Origin of the sequence: Pseudomonas sp. NGC7 (assembly GCF_047159675.1) — a bacterium.
GTDB classification, from domain to species: domain Bacteria; phylum Pseudomonadota; class Gammaproteobacteria; order Pseudomonadales; family Pseudomonadaceae; genus Aquipseudomonas; species Aquipseudomonas kermanshahensis.
Genome location: NZ_BAAFZY010000001.1, coordinates 4023012 through 4037838 on the forward strand (window position 1 = coordinate 4023012; position 14827 = coordinate 4037838).

14 protein-coding genes are annotated in these 14827 nt (G+C 63.5%); 6 read left to right on the forward strand and 8 right to left on the reverse strand.

Going from position 1 to position 14827, the window contains the following annotated elements; genetic code table 11:
* Positions 1 to 20 precede the first annotated feature (20 nt).
* Positions 21 to 1574: a galactarate dehydratase gene (garD, locus tag ACMCNM_RS17950; RefSeq protein ID WP_186680280.1), complete on the forward strand. Its 1554-nt coding sequence runs from the start codon at positions 21 to 23 to the stop codon at positions 1572 to 1574.
* 77 nt (positions 1575 to 1651) lie between these two features.
* Positions 1652 to 3232, forward strand: coding sequence for an aldehyde dehydrogenase (NADP(+)) (locus tag ACMCNM_RS17955; RefSeq protein WP_412765073.1), 1581 nt, complete (start codon positions 1652 to 1654; stop codon positions 3230 to 3232).
* A gap of 369 nt (positions 3233 to 3601) precedes the next feature.
* On the opposite strand, the gene ACMCNM_RS17960 is transcribed toward ACMCNM_RS17955, so the two are convergent.
* Positions 3602 to 4351 (reverse strand): FadR/GntR family transcriptional regulator, encoded by a 750-nt coding sequence (locus tag ACMCNM_RS17960; protein WP_027593610.1) that lies wholly within the window; start codon positions 4349 to 4351, stop codon positions 3602 to 3604.
* Positions 4352 to 4548: 197 nt separating this feature from the next.
* Here ACMCNM_RS17960 and ACMCNM_RS17965 point away from each other — a divergent pair, with 197 nt between their 5' ends.
* Both ACMCNM_RS17965 and ACMCNM_RS17970 read left to right on the forward strand, forming a co-directional pair.
* A complete protein-coding gene (locus ACMCNM_RS17965) occupies positions 4549 to 5199 on the forward strand; it encodes a DUF998 domain-containing protein (RefSeq protein WP_186703580.1) in 651 nt (216 codons plus the stop codon).
* 74 nt (positions 5200 to 5273) lie between these two features.
* A complete protein-coding gene (locus ACMCNM_RS17970; RefSeq protein WP_085274370.1) occupies positions 5274 to 5603 on the forward strand; it encodes a hypothetical protein in 330 nt (109 codons plus the stop codon).
* A 123-nt stretch (positions 5604 to 5726) separates the two neighbouring features.
* On the opposite strand, the gene ACMCNM_RS17975 is transcribed toward ACMCNM_RS17970, so the two are convergent.
* Together ACMCNM_RS17975 and ACMCNM_RS17980 are read right to left on the reverse strand one after the other, a co-directional pair.
* Positions 5727 to 6662: a LysR family transcriptional regulator gene (locus ACMCNM_RS17975; protein WP_186680287.1), complete on the reverse strand. Its 936-nt coding sequence runs from the start codon at positions 6660 to 6662 to the stop codon at positions 5727 to 5729.
* Between the two features lie 27 nt (positions 6663 to 6689).
* Complete coding sequence (locus ACMCNM_RS17980; RefSeq protein WP_412765074.1) at positions 6690 to 7664, reverse strand: quinone oxidoreductase family protein; 975 nt, start codon at positions 7662 to 7664, stop codon at positions 6690 to 6692.
* A 193-nt stretch (positions 7665 to 7857) separates the two neighbouring features.
* Here ACMCNM_RS17980 and ACMCNM_RS17985 point away from each other — a divergent pair, with 193 nt between their 5' ends.
* On the forward strand, positions 7858 to 8766 hold the full coding sequence (locus ACMCNM_RS17985) for a LysR family transcriptional regulator (protein ID WP_186680291.1): 909 nt from the start codon (positions 7858 to 7860) through the stop codon (positions 8764 to 8766).
* Here ACMCNM_RS17985 and ACMCNM_RS17990 read toward each other — a convergent pair whose 3' ends face one another.
* The 4 genes from ACMCNM_RS17990 to ACMCNM_RS18005 form a co-directional block, all read right to left on the reverse strand.
* Positions 8767 to 9282: a DMT family transporter gene (locus tag ACMCNM_RS17990; protein ID WP_085274367.1), complete on the reverse strand. Its 516-nt coding sequence runs from the start codon at positions 9280 to 9282 to the stop codon at positions 8767 to 8769.
* Positions 9283 to 9405: 123 nt separating this feature from the next.
* Entirely contained in the window at positions 9406 to 9984 is a 579-nt protein-coding gene (locus tag ACMCNM_RS17995) for a hypothetical protein (RefSeq protein WP_027593617.1), read from the reverse strand.
* A gap of 68 nt (positions 9985 to 10052) precedes the next feature.
* On the reverse strand, positions 10053 to 11345 hold the full coding sequence (locus ACMCNM_RS18000) for a PQQ-dependent sugar dehydrogenase (RefSeq protein WP_027593618.1): 1293 nt from the start codon (positions 11343 to 11345) through the stop codon (positions 10053 to 10055).
* Complete coding sequence (locus ACMCNM_RS18005; protein WP_412765935.1) at positions 11342 to 11716, reverse strand: DUF2231 domain-containing protein; 375 nt, start codon at positions 11714 to 11716, stop codon at positions 11342 to 11344. The genes ACMCNM_RS18000 and ACMCNM_RS18005 overlap by 4 nt, the downstream gene beginning before the upstream one ends.
* A gap of 246 nt (positions 11717 to 11962) precedes the next feature.
* On the opposite strand from ACMCNM_RS18005, the gene ACMCNM_RS18010 reads away from it, so the two are divergent.
* The gene (locus ACMCNM_RS18010; protein WP_085274366.1) at positions 11963 to 12262 is read left to right on the forward strand and encodes a hypothetical protein; all 300 of its coding nucleotides are present in this window, start codon (positions 11963 to 11965) and stop codon (positions 12260 to 12262) included.
* A gap of 126 nt (positions 12263 to 12388) precedes the next feature.
* Here ACMCNM_RS18010 and ACMCNM_RS18015 read toward each other — a convergent pair whose 3' ends face one another.
* Positions 12389 to 14575 carry an OsmC domain/YcaO domain-containing protein gene (locus ACMCNM_RS18015; protein WP_027593622.1) on the reverse strand — a complete coding sequence of 729 codons (2187 nt, stop codon included), beginning with the start codon at positions 14573 to 14575 and terminating at the stop codon, positions 12389 to 12391.
* Positions 14576 to 14827 lie beyond the last annotated feature (252 nt).

Below are 14827 nucleotides of genomic sequence, written 5' to 3' on the forward strand. Positions count from 1 at the left end.
ATCACAAGAAGGGCCCGAACATGCAGTTGATCGAACATTCCGACTCGCCCCGCTACGTCCGCCTGCACGATGACGACAATGTCGTGGTAGTGGTCAACGACGGTGGCCTGGGCGAAGGCGCCCGCTTTCCCGACGGCCTGACCCTGGTCGAAGGCGTGCCGCAGAGCCACAAGGTCGCCACCGTACTGATCGCCAAAGGCGAGCCGGTGCGCCGCTATGGGCAGATCATCGGTTACGCCCTTGAAGACTTGCCCCAAGGCAGCTGGGTGCAGGAAAGCCAGCTGGCCATGCCAGAAGCCCCAGCGCTGGACAGCCTACCGCGCTGCGACGCCGTCCCCGACGCCTTGCCGCCGCTCGAGGGGTTTACCTTCGAGGGCTACCGCAATGCCGACGGCACCGTCGGCACCCGCAACATCCTCGGCATCACCACCACCGTGCAATGCGTGACGGGCGTGCTGGAGCATGCGGTCAAGCGTATTCGCCAAGAGTTGCTGCCGTTGTACCCCAACGTCGATGACGTGGTCGCCATCACCCACAGCTACGGCTGCGGCGTGGCGATCAACGCCCGCGATGCCTACATCCCGATCCGCACCGTGCGCAACCTGGCGCGCAACCCTAACCTTGGCGGCGAAGCGCTGGTCATCAGCCTGGGCTGTGAAAAGCTGCAGGCCGGCCAGGTCATGCACGACAACGACCCCTCGGTAGACCTCAGCGACCCGTGGCTGTATCGCCTGCAGGACGCCAGCCTGGGCTTCGGCGAAATGATCGAACAGATCATGGCGCTGGCTGAAACCCGCCTGAAGAAACTCGACCAGCGCCGTCGCGAAACGGTGCCCGCCAGCGAGCTGATCCTGGGCATGCAGTGCGGCGGCAGCGATGCCTTCTCCGGCATCACTGCCAACCCCGCGCTGGGTTATGCCTCGGACCTGCTGGTACGCGCCGGCGCGACCGTGCTGTTCTCGGAAGTGACCGAAGTGCGTGACGCCATCTACATGCTGACCTCCCGCGCCGAGAACCAGGACGTGGCTGAGGCGCTGGTGCGCGAGATGGACTGGTACGACCGCTACCTGCAGCAAGGTGCGGCCGACCGCAGCGCCAACACAACGCCGGGCAACAAGAAAGGCGGCCTGTCGAATATCGTCGAAAAGTCCTTGGGCTCGATCGTGAAGTCCGGCAGCGGCGCTATTCAGGGCGTGCTCGGCCCTGGCGAGCGAGTCGCCCGCAAAGGCCTGATCTTCTGCGCGACCCCGGCCAGCGACTTTGTCTGCGGTACCTTGCAGCTCGCAGCTGGCATGAACCTGCATGTCTTCACCACCGGCCGCGGCACGCCGTACGGCCTGGCCATGGCACCCGTGGTCAAGGTGTGCACCCGCACCGAGCTGGCCGAGCGCTGGCCTGACCTGATCGACATCGACGCCGGGCGCATCGCCACAGGCCGCTCGAGCATCGAGGAACTGGGTTGGGAGCTGTTCCACTACTACCTGGACGTGGCCAGCGGCCGCAAGCAGACCTGGGCCGAACAACACCGGCTGCACAACGACATCACCCTGTTCAACCCGGCGCCGATTACCTGATGTAGCGGTTTGGCATGGCCCCTGTGGGAGCGGGCCATACCGTCCTTCAGCCTTTTATTTCATCAAAGGAGCACCCCATGCCTGAGATCCTCGGCCACAACTTCATCGCCGGCCAGCGCAGCGCCGCTGGCGCGCAACGCCTGCAGAGCCTGGACGCCACCACTGGCGAGGCCCTGCCCTACAGCTTTGCCCAGGCCACCGAGGCTGAAGTGGACCAAGCCGCTCAAGCCGCCGCTGCCGCCTTCGCCGAATTCCGCCAACTGGCCCCGGCGCGCCGCGCCGAATTCCTCGATGCCATCGCCGCCGAACTGGATGAGCTGGACGACGCCTTCGTCGCCATCGTCTGCCGCGAAACCGCCCTGCCTGCAGGGCGTATCCAGGGCGAGCGCGGGCGTACCAGTGGCCAGATGCGCCTGTTCGCGCAAGTCCTGCGCCGCGGTGATTACCTGGGGGCACGCATCGACCTGGCCCTGCCGGATCGCCAACCGCTGCCTCGTGTCGACCTGCGCCAGATGCGCATTGGCGTAGGCCCGGTTGCCGTGTTCGGTGCCAGCAACTTCCCGCTGGCCTTCTCGACTGCCGGTGGCGACACCGCCGCCGCCCTCGCCGCAGGCTGCCCGGTAGTGTTCAAGGCGCACAGCGGCCACATGGCCACAGCCGACCTGGTCGGTTGTGCCATCCAGCGCGCCGCTGAGCGCACCGGCATGCCCAAGGGCGTGTTCAACATGGTCTTCGGCGGCGGGGTCGGCGAATGGCTGGTCAAGCACCCGGCGATCCAGGCCGTCGGCTTTACTGGCTCGCTCAAGGGTGGCGATGCGCTGTGCCGCATGGCCGCCGAACGCCCACAGCCGATCCCGGTGTTTGCCGAGATGTCGAGCATCAACCCGGTGATCATCCTGCCCGGCGCCCTGGCCAAACGCGGCGAAGCCATCGCCCGCGAACTGGCAGGCTCAGTGTGCCTGGGTGCCGGCCAGTTCTGCACCAACCCTGGCCTGGTGATCGGCCTGCAATCGCCGCAATTCAGCCAGTTGCTGGCCGACCTCGGCCAGCACCTCGACCAACAGGCTGGCCAGACCCTGCTCAACGCCGGCGGCCTGCGCAGCTACGTTGGCGGCCTGGAGCACCTGCACGCCCACGCTGGCATCGAGCACCTGGCCGGCCAGGCACAGGAAGGCAACCAGGCCCACGCCCAGCTGTTCAAAGCTGACGCCCGCCTGCTGGTCGACGCCGACCCGTTGCTGCAAGAAGAAGTGTTTGGCCCGACCACTGTGGCCGTCGAAGCCCAGGACAACGAACAACTGCGCGCCGCACTGCTCGGCCTGCGCGGCCAACTGACCGCGACCCTGATCGGCGAGCCGGAGGATTTCGAAGCGTTCGCCTGGCTGGTGCCGCTGCTGGAAGAAAAGGTCGGCCGGATTCTGGTCAATGGCTACCCGACGGGTGTCGAAGTGTGCGACGCCATGGTGCATGGTGGGCCGTACCCGGCAACCTCGGATGCACGCGGCACGTCGGTCGGCACCTTGGCCATCGACCGTTTCCTGCGCCCGGTGTGCTACCAGAACTACCCGCAGGCGCTGCTGCCTGAGGCGCTGCGCGATGGCAACCCGCTGGGGCTGCGTCGCCTGGTGAATGGGCAGTGGAGCGAAGAGGCGATCTGATCGTCTTTAGAATGGAAAAAGCCCCGCACATGTCGTGATGCTGTTCACTTAAGTTATCCATTGCCTGTATTGGGGCCGCTTTGCGGCCCATCGCGGCACAAGGCCGCTCCCACAATGTTCGCGTATGCCCTGTAAATAGGGGCACAACGCGGTCGGTGTGGGAGCGGCCTTGTGCCGCGATGGGCCGCAGAGCGGCCCCGGCATTCTTAACTGAACAGCATTACGCACATGTCGGGGCTTTTTCTTTTGTCTGTACCGGCCCCTTCGCGGGTGAACCCGCTCGCACAGGGGTGGCACAGATTTCAAGCCTGCAGTGATCCTGTGGGAGCGGGTTTACCCGCGAAGAGGCCAGCCTGGGCGACAAAGGGCTCAGACCCCCTGCGCCTCCGCCTCTTCATGCGCCTGACGCAACCGCTCGCGGCTGTTGCTCAAGTGCATGCGCATGGCCATCTTCGCCCCTTCGCTGTCTTGCCGGGCAATCGCTTCGTAGATCGCCTCGTGCTCATGCATCAACCGGCTCATGTAGTGCGCCTGGTCATCGTGGGCCAGGCGTGCCGAATTGAGCCGGGTACGTGGAATGATGCTGGTACCCAGGTGGTTGATGATGTCGGCAAAGTAGTGGTTGCCGCTGGCCTGGGCGATGCGCAAGTGGAACTGGAAGTCCGCGGACACGGCATCGGTCGCATGGGCCGCGCCTTCGTTGAGCTCGTCCAGCGCTGCGCGCATGCCAACCAGCTGTTCATCGCTGCGCCGCTGCGCCGCCAACCCTGCCGACTCGATCTCCAGGGCAATGCGCAACTCCAGCACTGCCAGCACTTCGCGCAGGGTCACCACGGTCGCCGGGTCGATGCGGAAACCGCCCGTGGCCGGTGCGTCCAGCACAAAGGTGCCGATGCCATGGCGGGTCTCCACCTGGCCTGCGGCCTGCAGCCGCGAGATGGCCTCGCGCACCACGGTGCGGCTGACGCCCTCTTCCGCCATGATCTGCGATTCGGTCGGCAGCTTGTCGCCGCGCTTGAGCTGGCCGCTGCGAATTCGCTCGGTCAGCACCGTGACCAGTTCCTGGGCCAGACTGCGCGGCTTGCGCCGGGTCCTTGCCTGTACCTGCTGCTCTGTCATGCCCTGTATTTCACCTTGAAAGACAGCGCCCATAATAGCGCAAGCAGTTGTACGATCACATACACCCAATGCGGTATTTCACACTGTGTCTGCGACACGCGTAATGCGAAAAATCAGCGCCACATGCTGGCCCAAAGCCAGCGAAAGGCTGTACCGTGCGGCTTCGCGCTCACTTATCCATGGAAGGAAACGACAGCATGAAACCGCTCGACCGCATTCTGCTCGCCACTGGCCTGCTGATCCCCCTGTGGCTGCTGGCCGGCGTGTGGCTGACCGCCCAGGCGTACCCCGGCTATGACCACCTGCAACAGGCCATGAGCCAACTCGGCGCCGTGGGTGCAGCTACCCAGCACTGGTCACCGCGGGTCAACAACTTCCCACTGGCCGTGTTGTTCGCACTGTTTGCCTGGGGCCTGGCCCGTCGCTGGCAGGGATCGACCCTGGCGCGGGTCAGCGCGGCCCTGGTGCTGCTGCATGGCCTGGGCAGCCTGGGCACCGGCTGGTTCCCCTGCGACCAAGGGTGTGCACCGGCACAGCCTTCGCTGTCGCAGCAGTTGCACAACCTCTCGGGCTTGCTGATGTTCCTTTCGTTGACCCTGGCCAGTGCGCTGTGGGCCTGGCTAGGCAACCGGATGGCCGGCTCACGGGCCTTGAGCCTGTTCTCCTTGGCAGCCGTAGTGCTGGCGATCGTGACCGTCGCGCTGATGGGCAAGGCTGTTGAAAGTGGCCATCTGTTCGGCTTGTACCAGCGCTTGAACTACGGCGTATCGGTCATCTGGGTGGCAGGCCTTGCCTGGGCCAGCCTGCGTGCCCCCGCCTCAGGGCGGTTGCGAATGGCCACTGCCTGACGGCAAATTGCTGGCCCCCAGGTGTTTGAAGGGAAGGCAAACTCCCTTCTCCTTCAGATGCTTAGGACAGCAACATGCGAGTACTTCTAGCAACGATGGCTGGCTGCCTGCTGGCCACGGCCGCCTTCGGCGTGCAGGCCAGGACGCTGAGCCAGAACGATCGCCAGACCTGTGGCTGGGGCGCACAGATCGCCGCAGAAGCCCAGCAGGCCAAGCTATCAGGGGTAACCCTGTATGCCACGCGCAAGAAGTTACAGGCGCGCAAGTTCGCCAAGCCGTGGATGCGCATGACCGCGTTCGGCATTACCGAGCAGACTTACAACAGCCGTTCGCGATTGAAACCTGCGGCGATCAAACAGACCTATTACGAGCAATGCGTGCAGCATGCCGTCGCAAGGCGATAAATCCATATTTCTCAATAGGTTAGCCTGATTATTTTCAGCAAAATCTTAACAACAGGCAAAACAGCTAAAAATAGTTTTTATCGTTTATTTTCAATTAGTTAAGTAATAAAATTAAGGCGAAATCTAAAGATGATCGCCCTGGTGCCGCCAGGGCGCTCCCGCACTGAACTGCTCAGTCACCCACGCCTTGAAAACCCCGAGTGCAGCGGTGTTCAGCCGTGCCGTAGGCCGCACCAGGTAGATCCCTGCCGCCACATCGAGCTGCCACTGCGGTAGCACCCGCACCAAGCGCCCACTGGTCAAGTCCTCACCCATCAACCAGTCGCCGCCAGCCAATATGCCCACCCCCCGGCGGGCAGCTTCGAGCAAGGCTTCATTGTCATTACTGCGCAACGAACCACTGACCTTGACACTGACTTGCTGCGCTTGCCGGGTGAGGCGCCATTCGGGAAACGAACGCAAGCCGCTGAAGCCGAGGCAGTTATGCCCGGCTAGCTGCTCAGGCTGCTGCGGCGTGCCATGGCGGGCCAAGTAACCCGGCGAGGCGCAGAGGATGCGGCGGTGATCGCACAGTTGTTGCGCCACCAGGCGGTTATCGGCCAACTCGCCGATACGGATGGCAGCGTCAAAGCCCTCGCCGATCAGGTCAACGAAGCGATCAGCGTACTCGGCCTCCACTGTGACCTGCGGATAGGCCAGCACAAAATCCGCCAACATCCCGCTCAACCAGCGCCGCCCCATGGCCGCCGGCAAGGCGAGGCGCAAACGCCCCCGCACCGTTACCGCCCCTTGCGTGGCTTCCTGTTCGGCTTCGGCGATCAGCCGGCTGGCCTCACGCACCCGCGCCACCAACCGTTCACCTTCGTCGGTGAAGCGCAGTTGCCGCGTGCTGCGCTCAACCAAGCGGATACCAAGGCGTGCTTCGAGTGCGCTCAGGCGCTTGGACAGCACCGTGGGGTGGCGTGCCAGTTGCTGTCCAGCAGCCGCGAACGACCCCTGCTCGTGCAAGGCCAGCAAGGTGGCAAGTTCATCGGCGCGGCGGCTGTCGAAGGCATCCATGGCAAGGCTCGGCAGAAGGTAGGAAAGTCAGGCGGTGAGAATCAGCGCCCCTTCCGACAGCCCTTGCTCCAGGTCCGCGTGGGCCCTGGCCGCTTCGGCCAGCGGGTAGCGACGCCAGACCCGAGGCTGGATGATACCTGCGTCGACCGCCCCCAGCACATCGGCGGCGCGCTGCTGGTATTCCTCGACGGTGCGGGTATGGGCTGCCAGTGACGGGCGCGTCAGGTACAGGGAGCCTTTGGCATTGAGCGTGGCCACTTCAATGGCCGCCGGCGCGCCGGAGGTGCCGCCAAATGACACCAGCAACCCGCGCGGGCGCAGGCTGTCCAGCGAGGCCTCCAGCGACACCTTGCCGACACTGTCATACACGACGTCCACGCCCTCGCCCTGCGTCAACTCACGCACCTCCTTGGCCAACGTGGCCGCCTCGAACACCCGCACGTGATGGCAGCCCGCCGCCCGCGCCCGTTCGACGCTCTGTGGTCGTGACACTACGCCAATCACGGTCGCCCCCAGGTGCCTGGCCCAAGACGCCATGAGCTGCCCCAATGCCCCGCCCGCGCCATACAGCAGCACCTGGGTACCCGGCCCCATGCGGTAGGTGCTCTTCAGCAGGTACTGCGCGGTGATGCCCTTGAACAATACGGCTGCGGCGGCTTCGTCATCCAGTGAGTCCGGCAGCTTGACCAGGCGCTCGGCAGGGAACAGCCGCCCGCTGGCATAAGCGCCTACCGGCCCCATCGCATACGCCACCCGGTCCCCCACGCGCACATTGCCCACCCCTTCACCCACCGCGCTCACCCGCCCTGCGCCCTCCAGCCCCAGGCCAGACGGCAATGCCAGGGGCGCCCCGCCCTTGCGCTGCAGTACGTCCAGCGGGTTGACGCCCATGGCGGTCTGCTCCAGCCACACCTCGCCTGGCCCTGGCACTTGCGGTTGGACGTGCTGCACCTGCATGACATCGGCAGTGCCGGTGGCGTTGAGTGTTATACGGCTGGCCATGATCGATTCCTGTGAGGATGAAGGTTTCGATACAGGCTAATTAGGCATGGCAAGTTGAACAATACGGCGCAGTGCAGATGATTTCTGCAACCCGTGCAGCAATAGCCGATCGCCATGCGCACCGCCGCAACCCAAACCAGAGCATCTGTTAGGCTGATCAAAGCCCGCCCAACCAGCCTCGACTATTCGCCCCATGGATGAACTGCGCAAGATCGACCTCAACCTGCTGCTGGCCTTGCATGCACTGCTGACAGAGAAGCACGTGACCCGCGCCGCCCTGCGCCTGCACCGCAGCCAGCCGGCGGTGAGCCACGCGCTGGCACAATTGCGCAGGCACTTCGACGACCCCTTGTTGATTCGCCAGAACGGCCGCATGGCCCTGACCGCACGTGCGCAGGCACTGGCCAAGCCGCTGCAAGATGCCTTGGGCAACCTCAACGCGCTGCTGGCCGCTCCACTGTTCGACCCTGCCAAGGCGCAGCGTCGGTTCCGTTTGTCATTGTCCGACTATGCTTCGCGCATCATCCTTCCGCCCCTGGTCCGCCACGTGCGCCAGGTAGCACCCGGTGTGGACCTGGCAATCAGCCAGGCCAGCCGTGAAACCATGCTGGCCCAGTTGCTCGACGGGGAGCTCGACCTGGCCTTGGGCCTATTCCCCGAGCTGCCGCAGAGCATCACCGCCCAGCCCCTGTTCGAGGAACACTTCATCAGTGTTGCCGACCGCCAGGTGCTGCCTGCCAGTGGGGGCCTAGCGTTGGCCGACTGGCTGGCTCGCCCCCATGTGTTGATGGCCATGCACCCCGATGCCCATGATGAAATAGAACGGGCATTGGCCGCCCACGGCCTGCAGCGGCGGATAGCCCTGGCACTGCCGCACTGGAGCGCAGCGGTCGAGGTGCTTGCGGGCACCGACCTGATTCTGACGGTGGCCAGCCGCGCGGTAGGTTCATTGCGCCAGCATCAGGCGTTGCGCCGGTTTGAGCCGCCACTGGCCATTCCTTCGTTTGCCTATCAGCAGGCCTGGCACAGCCGCAAAGACAGCGACGCCGGGCATCGCTGGCTGCGCGAGGCCGTGTGGGCCTGCAGCCAGCCAGGCACTTGATCAGCGCTGTGACTGCTCGAGCACCACAGGCTTGGCCGCAGCGCTGCTCCCCCAGTTCCCCTGGACCAGAAACACCCCACACAGGATCAGTACCACGCCGGCCACCCGAGCCAGGCTGACCGGTTTGCCCCCCAGCCCCATTACCCCGAAATGGTCAGCGATGACCGCCGTCAAGATCTGTCCTGCCACCACCAGCACCAGAAAGCCTGCAGCGCCCAGTTTCGGTGTCAGTGCTGCCGCGCCGGCCACGTAGAGCGCGCCCAGCACGCCGCCAATCCACAGCCACCACGGCCCTTGGAGGGCCTTGCCCAGGTCTGGCGTTGGCACCCGCAGTATCAGCAGCGCCGCAATTACCACCACTGAACTGACCGTCAGCGAGGTGAACGCCCCCCATAACCAGTGGCCCAACGCCCGGCCAACAGCGGCGTTGCCAGCTGCCTGAAACGGCAGCACGGCACCCGCCAGCAACGCCATCGCCACGGGGATACCCAACAGAACCATCGACTTGCTCAACATGACTTCCCTCACCTTGTAGTGTGATGGAGGCCATGATCGATGGATCTGCACCGCTTATGGAAATCAAACACATGCACCCCGACTATTCGCCGCATGAATAGCCGGGCACCTCACACGCCGAACCTAGCGTGAGGTCTCCACGCGCAGCACTTCGGTGTAGATGGCATCGACCGTTTGGCCGACCTTGAGGTTCTTCATGCGCGCCTGCAGGTCAGGGTTCTCGACCTTTACCACCTGCAGCTTGCCTTCCGGCGGCAGCAGGCTCACCTCATGCTTCTTGAGGTCGATCTTCTTGATCTGCGACGTGACCTTGACCTGGCGGAACGCCTCACCGCCGGGGTTGGGGTTGTCCTTGGTGGCGCGAATGCTGCCGGACTCATCACTCACTTTAGGCGCGCCGCCCACGTCGGTATTGAGCACATAAGCCACAGCGCGGGTCACGTAGATGTCGACCGTGTCGCCGACCTTGAGGTTAGGCAGCGCCTTGGCCTTCTCGGTCAATTGGAAGGTCACAGGCTTGCCGTTGGCGCCCTCCACCGTGACCTGGCGGCTGGCCAGGTCGATAGCCTGCACCTTGGTGGTGACATGGCTTTCCAGCGCTTCGCTACCAATCGGCACATCAGCGGCCTGGGCCGTGAAGCTGCCAGCGAAGACCAGCGAGGCAAGTGCGACAGCGCGAGCGAGTGAGCTAATGGGTTTCATAGGCCTGCTTCCCTGTATTCGTTTCCGGGTTGGCGCGTGAAAGGTTCACGCGCCAACAAGCATAGTCATTACTGGCTGCGCGTCACCCGCCAGACCGTATTGGCCAGGTCGTCGGCAATGATCAAGGCACCGCGCGGGTCGACGGTGACCCCCACCGGCCGCCCACGCGTCTTGCCGTCCTCGCCCCGGAAGCCCGTGGCGAAGTCGATCGGTTCGCCTGCCGGCTTGCCATTGCTGAACGGCACGAAGATCACCTTGTAGCCCACGGGGTTTGGCCGGTTCCAGCTACCGTGCTCACCCACGAACACCCCATCGGCGAAGCGCTCGCCCATGGCCGGTACCGAGAAGTCGACCCCCAATGCAGCCACATGCGAGCCAAGGCTGTAGTCCGGCTTGATTGCCGCCGCCACCTTGTCCGGGTTCTGTGGCCTGACTCGGTCATCGACGTTCTGGCCCCAATAACTGTAGGGCCACCCATAAAACCCGCCTTCACGCACCGACGTCAGGTAGTCCGGGACCAGATCAGGGCCGAGCTCATCACGCTCGTTGACCACCGCCCACACCTGCCCGCTCTGCGGCTGAACAGCCAAGGCCGTCGGGTTGCGCAAGCCGGTCGCATAGGGCCGGTGAGCACCGGTCTGGGCATCGACCTGCCAGACCATGGCCCGATCGATCTCCACTTCCAGGCCGCGCTCGGTGATGTTGCTGTTCGAGCCGATACCCACATAAAGGAAGCGCCCATCAGCGCTGACGGCCAACGACTTGGTCCAGTGGTGGTTGATTTCGGCAGGCAGGTCGGTGACCTTGACCGGCGCACCGCTGGCCTTGGTCTGGCCCTCTTGGTAGTCGAAACGCACCAGTGCATCCTGGTTGGCCACGTACAGCTTGCCGTTGGCAAACGCCAGGCCGTAAGGGGCGTTGAGGTTTTCAGCAAACACCGTCTGCACCTCGTAGGTGCCATCGCCGTCGGCGTCGCGCAGCAAAGTCAGGCGATTGCCGCCTTTGACCTGGGTATTGCCCTTGGCCTTGATCTGGCTGGCGATCACATCCTTGGGTTTGAGTTTTGCGGCGCTGCCGCCGCGGCCTTCGGCTACGAGAATATCGCCATTAGGCAGCACCAGGCTCTGGCGCGGGATGTTCAGGCCGGTGGCGATTGCCGTGACGCTGAAGCCCTCAGGTACAGTCGGCTTCTGCTCACCCCAGGCCACTGGCTCAGCGATCTTCATGCTCGGCAGCAAACCACGCTGTGGCTCAGGCAGCTTGGGGTCCGGGCCATGGGCTTGAGTGGGCGTGCCTTCCCCACCACAGGCGCTGATCAGTAACGCCATGCTCAACAGGCTCAAGGTATGCAAAGGCTTCATGCCACACCTCCCGAACGCAGGTTGCTAAGGCCAGTCCACGCTGCAACAGCTGCGAGCCCGGTCACAATGACCGACAGCACCAACCCCGACGGCATCACTGCCCAGGCGTCCTTGGCATGCTCGAAGGCATTGACCAACCCCAACACCCAGGCCGCCAGCAACAGCACGAAATACAGGGTCGCACGCCCGCCCTTGCGCTCGGCGCGGATCAGGTTGACCAACGCGAACAGCAGCGCCAGCCCACAGAACACCAGGCCACCGGCAATTAGCCAGGCCGCGAAGTTGCTCCATTGGATCTGGTAGCTATTGAAGTAGGCGATATCGCTCAGCAGCGCGCCAAGAAACAGCGGAACACTGCCGGCCAGCAGCATGGCGTGCAGTGGGCCTGGCGTGCAGCGGTAAAGGGTTTGCTCAGATGCGGTCACGGCGCCTCCTTATCGTTCAGTGACCCGGGCCTGATGACAACGACATCGTCAGGCGTGCGCGGGGTGCGCTAAAGAAAGGAGCGTCTCTACGACGGGATAGTTCACCGTTTCGCTTGAATGGTATCCTGCAAGCACCCGCGCTGTACTTTTCCACCTTCAGCGCTTTGGCATCATTCGAACAAGGAGAACAGCATGAGCGACTACCGGGAGCGCACGTGGGCGTTCTGGGCACTGAACACGCTGCTCATCCTCGGCCTGGGGCTGAGCGCGGGCTGCTCCAGCAAAAAAAACCAAGCCCGCTATGCGGCCTCCACCGTTGGCTCCAACTGCTTCGCCAAGGCCGTACCGACTACCGGCGAAGGTGGCCTGGCCTGGGGCAATACCCTGAGCATTGCCCGGCAGAAGTCGCTGAACAACTGTGTGCGCTATGCAGGCAGGTCTGGGGGGACGCCGAAGACCTGCCAGGTGGTGATGGCCAAGTGCAAGAACTAGGCAGCAGTCGCTATTGGAGATGGCTGCGAGGTGCACGGCTTGGGGCTTTTGGCGCCTATGAGATCGAGCGCCGCGCGGGCGGCGCTCGGTCTGATAGGCGCCGCAAACCTCAAGGCATAAAACGCATCAGGCAAACTTGGCCCGAGCCGCATGCAGCTTCTTGTAGCTCTCGATCAAACGCAAATGACGATCCAGCCCTTCCAGCTTCATGCTGGTCGGCGTCAGGCCGTGGAAGCGCACGCTGCCGTCCACCGAGCCCAGCACCGCGTCCATCCGCGGGTTGCCGAACATGCGGCGGAAGTTGGTTTCGTAGTCTTCCATCTCCAGTTCATCATCCAACACCACCTCCAGCACCACGTTCAACGCCTGGTAGAACAGGCCACGCTCGACGGTGTTGTCGTTGAACTGAAGGAACGCCTCAACCAGCTCCTTGGCATCTTCGAAGCGCTGCACGGCCAGGCAGATCAGTAGCTTCAGCTCAAGAATGGTCAACTGGCCCCACACCGTATTGTCGTCGAACTCAACGCCGATCAACGTGGTGATGGTGGTGTAATCGTCCACATCGCAGTTGTCCAGGCGCTTGAGCAGCAACTTCAGCGAACGGTTGTCCAGGCTGTGCAGGTTGAGGATGTCAGCGCGGAACGACAAGGCCCGGTTGGTGTTGTCCCAGATCAGGTCCTCGACCGGGTAGATCTCCGAGTAACCCGGCACCAGGATGCGGCACGCGGTGGCACCGAGGTTGTCGTACACCGCCATGTACACTTCTTTGCCCAGGTCTTCGAGGATGCCGAACAGGGTCGCAGCTTCCTGTACGTTGGAATCTTCGCCATGGCCAGAGAAGTCCCACTCGACGAATTCGAAATCGGCCTTGGCGCTGAAGAAGCGCCACGACACCACGCCGCTGGAGTCGATGAAGTGCTCGACGAAGTTGTTCGGCTCGGTCAGCGCGTGGCTTTCGAAGGTGGGCTGCGGCAGGTCGTTCAGGCCTTCGAAGCTGCGGCCCTGCAACAACTCGGTGAGGCTGCGCTCCAACGCCACTTCCAGGCTCGGGTGCGCGCCGAACGAGGCGAACACGCCACCGGTGCGCGGGTTCATCAAGGTCACGCACATGACCGGGAACTCACCGCCCAGCGATGCGTCCTTGACCAGCACCGGGAAGCCCTGCTCTTCCAGCCCCTGAATACCGGCAACGATGCCCGGGTACTTGGCCAGCACTTCCTGCGGTACATCCGGCAGGCACAGTTCGCCCTCGAGGATCTCGCGCTTCACCGCACGCTCGAAGATTTCCGACAGGCACTGCACTTGCGCCTCAGCGAGGGTGTTGCCCGCGCTCATGCCGTTGCTGAGGAACAGGTTCTCGATCAGGTTGGACGGGAAGTACACCACCTCCTGGTCCGACTGGCGCACGAATGGCAGCGAGCAGATGCCCCGCGCGGTGTTGCCCGAGTTGGTGTCGTACAGGTGCGAGCCGCGCAGTTCACCGTCGGGGTTGTAGATTTCCAGGCAGTTCGCGTCGAGGATCTCGCTGGGCAGCGCGTCCTTGGGGCCCGGCTTGAACCACTGCTCGTTCGGGTAATGCACGAACGGCGCGTTAGCGATGTCCTCGCCCCAGAACTGGTCGTTGTAGAAGAAGTTGCAGTTCAGGCGCTCGATGAACTCACCCAGCGCCGAGGCCAGCGCGGCCTCCTTGGTCGAACCCTTGCCATTGGTGAAGCACATCGGCGACTGTGCATCGCGCACATGCAGCGACCACACGTTGGGCACGATATTGCGCCACGAGGCGATCTCGATCTTCATCCCAAGGCCCGCGAGAATCGCCGACATGTTGGCGATGGTCTGCTCCAGCGGCAGGTCCTTGCCCGGGATGTAGGTGCTGGTGTCCGATACCGGCATCAGCAGCCCCTGGGCATCGGCGTCGAGGTTGTCCACCACCTCGATGACGAATTCAGGCCCGGTCTGCACGACCTTCTTTACCGTGCAACGGTCGATGGAACGCAGGATGCCCTGGCGGTCCTTCTCGGAGATGTCTTCAGGCAGCTCGACCTGGATCTTGAAGATCTGGTTGTAGCGGTTTTCCGGATCGACGATGTTGTTCTGCGACAGCCGAATGTTTTCGGTGGGGATGTCGCGGGTCTGGCAGTACAGCTTCACGAAGTAAGCCGCGCACAGGGCCGAAGACGCCAGGAAATAGTCGAACGGCCCCGGGGCCGAACCGTCGCCTTTGTAACGGATCGGTTGGTCGGCGATCACCGTGAAGTCGTCGAACTTGGCTTCGAGACGGAGATTGTCGAGAAAATTGACCTTGATTTCCATGCGGGATTACCGTGAGTTAAGCGTGCAAAACGAAATTGGCCGGCATTATCCGGGTTTTTCGCCTGGAAGTCCTGTTTGCCTGCCGCCAACGCCCGCCTTGCGCATTCCGCCGAATTCCTTGCCTGATCCTCCTGACCTGTCGGCAGCGCCTGCTCGCCGGTCGTAGCGCTGTGCTAGCGTTTCTGGATTGGGGGCAACGTATCCCCACTCACGACGACAACGCGACAGCAAACCGATGATGAGCAGGTGAAC

Excerpts from the sequence above, each read along its gene's own strand:
- garD (WP_186680280.1), top strand. The coding sequence starts at position 21 with ATGCAGTTGATCGAACATTCCGACTCGCCCCGCTACGTCCGCCTGCAC.
- ACMCNM_RS17955 (WP_412765073.1), top strand. The coding sequence starts at position 1,652 with ATGCCTGAGATCCTCGGCCACAACTTCATCGCCGGCCAGCGCAGCGCC.
- ACMCNM_RS17960 (WP_027593610.1), bottom strand. The coding sequence starts at position 4,351 with ATGACAGAGCAGCAGGTACAGGCAAGGACCCGGCGCAAGCCGCGCAGT.
- ACMCNM_RS17965 (WP_186703580.1), top strand. The coding sequence starts at position 4,549 with ATGAAACCGCTCGACCGCATTCTGCTCGCCACTGGCCTGCTGATCCCC.
- ACMCNM_RS17970 (WP_085274370.1), top strand. The coding sequence starts at position 5,274 with ATGCGAGTACTTCTAGCAACGATGGCTGGCTGCCTGCTGGCCACGGCC.
- ACMCNM_RS17975 (WP_186680287.1), bottom strand. The coding sequence starts at position 6,662 with ATGGATGCCTTCGACAGCCGCCGCGCCGATGAACTTGCCACCTTGCTG.
- ACMCNM_RS17980 (WP_412765074.1), bottom strand. The coding sequence starts at position 7,664 with ATGGCCAGCCGTATAACACTCAACGCCACCGGCACTGCCGATGTCATG.
- ACMCNM_RS17985 (WP_186680291.1), top strand. The coding sequence starts at position 7,858 with ATGGATGAACTGCGCAAGATCGACCTCAACCTGCTGCTGGCCTTGCAT.
- ACMCNM_RS17990 (WP_085274367.1), bottom strand. The coding sequence starts at position 9,282 with ATGTTGAGCAAGTCGATGGTTCTGTTGGGTATCCCCGTGGCGATGGCG.
- ACMCNM_RS17995 (WP_027593617.1), bottom strand. The coding sequence starts at position 9,984 with ATGAAACCCATTAGCTCACTCGCTCGCGCTGTCGCACTTGCCTCGCTG.
- ACMCNM_RS18000 (WP_027593618.1), bottom strand. The coding sequence starts at position 11,345 with ATGAAGCCTTTGCATACCTTGAGCCTGTTGAGCATGGCGTTACTGATC.
- ACMCNM_RS18005 (WP_412765935.1), bottom strand. The coding sequence starts at position 11,716 with ATGCTGCTGGCCGGCAGTGTTCCGCTGTTTCTTGGCGCGCTGCTGAGC.
- ACMCNM_RS18010 (WP_085274366.1), top strand. The coding sequence starts at position 11,963 with ATGAGCGACTACCGGGAGCGCACGTGGGCGTTCTGGGCACTGAACACG.
- ACMCNM_RS18015 (WP_027593622.1), bottom strand. The coding sequence starts at position 14,575 with ATGGAAATCAAGGTCAATTTTCTCGACAATCTCCGTCTCGAAGCCAAG.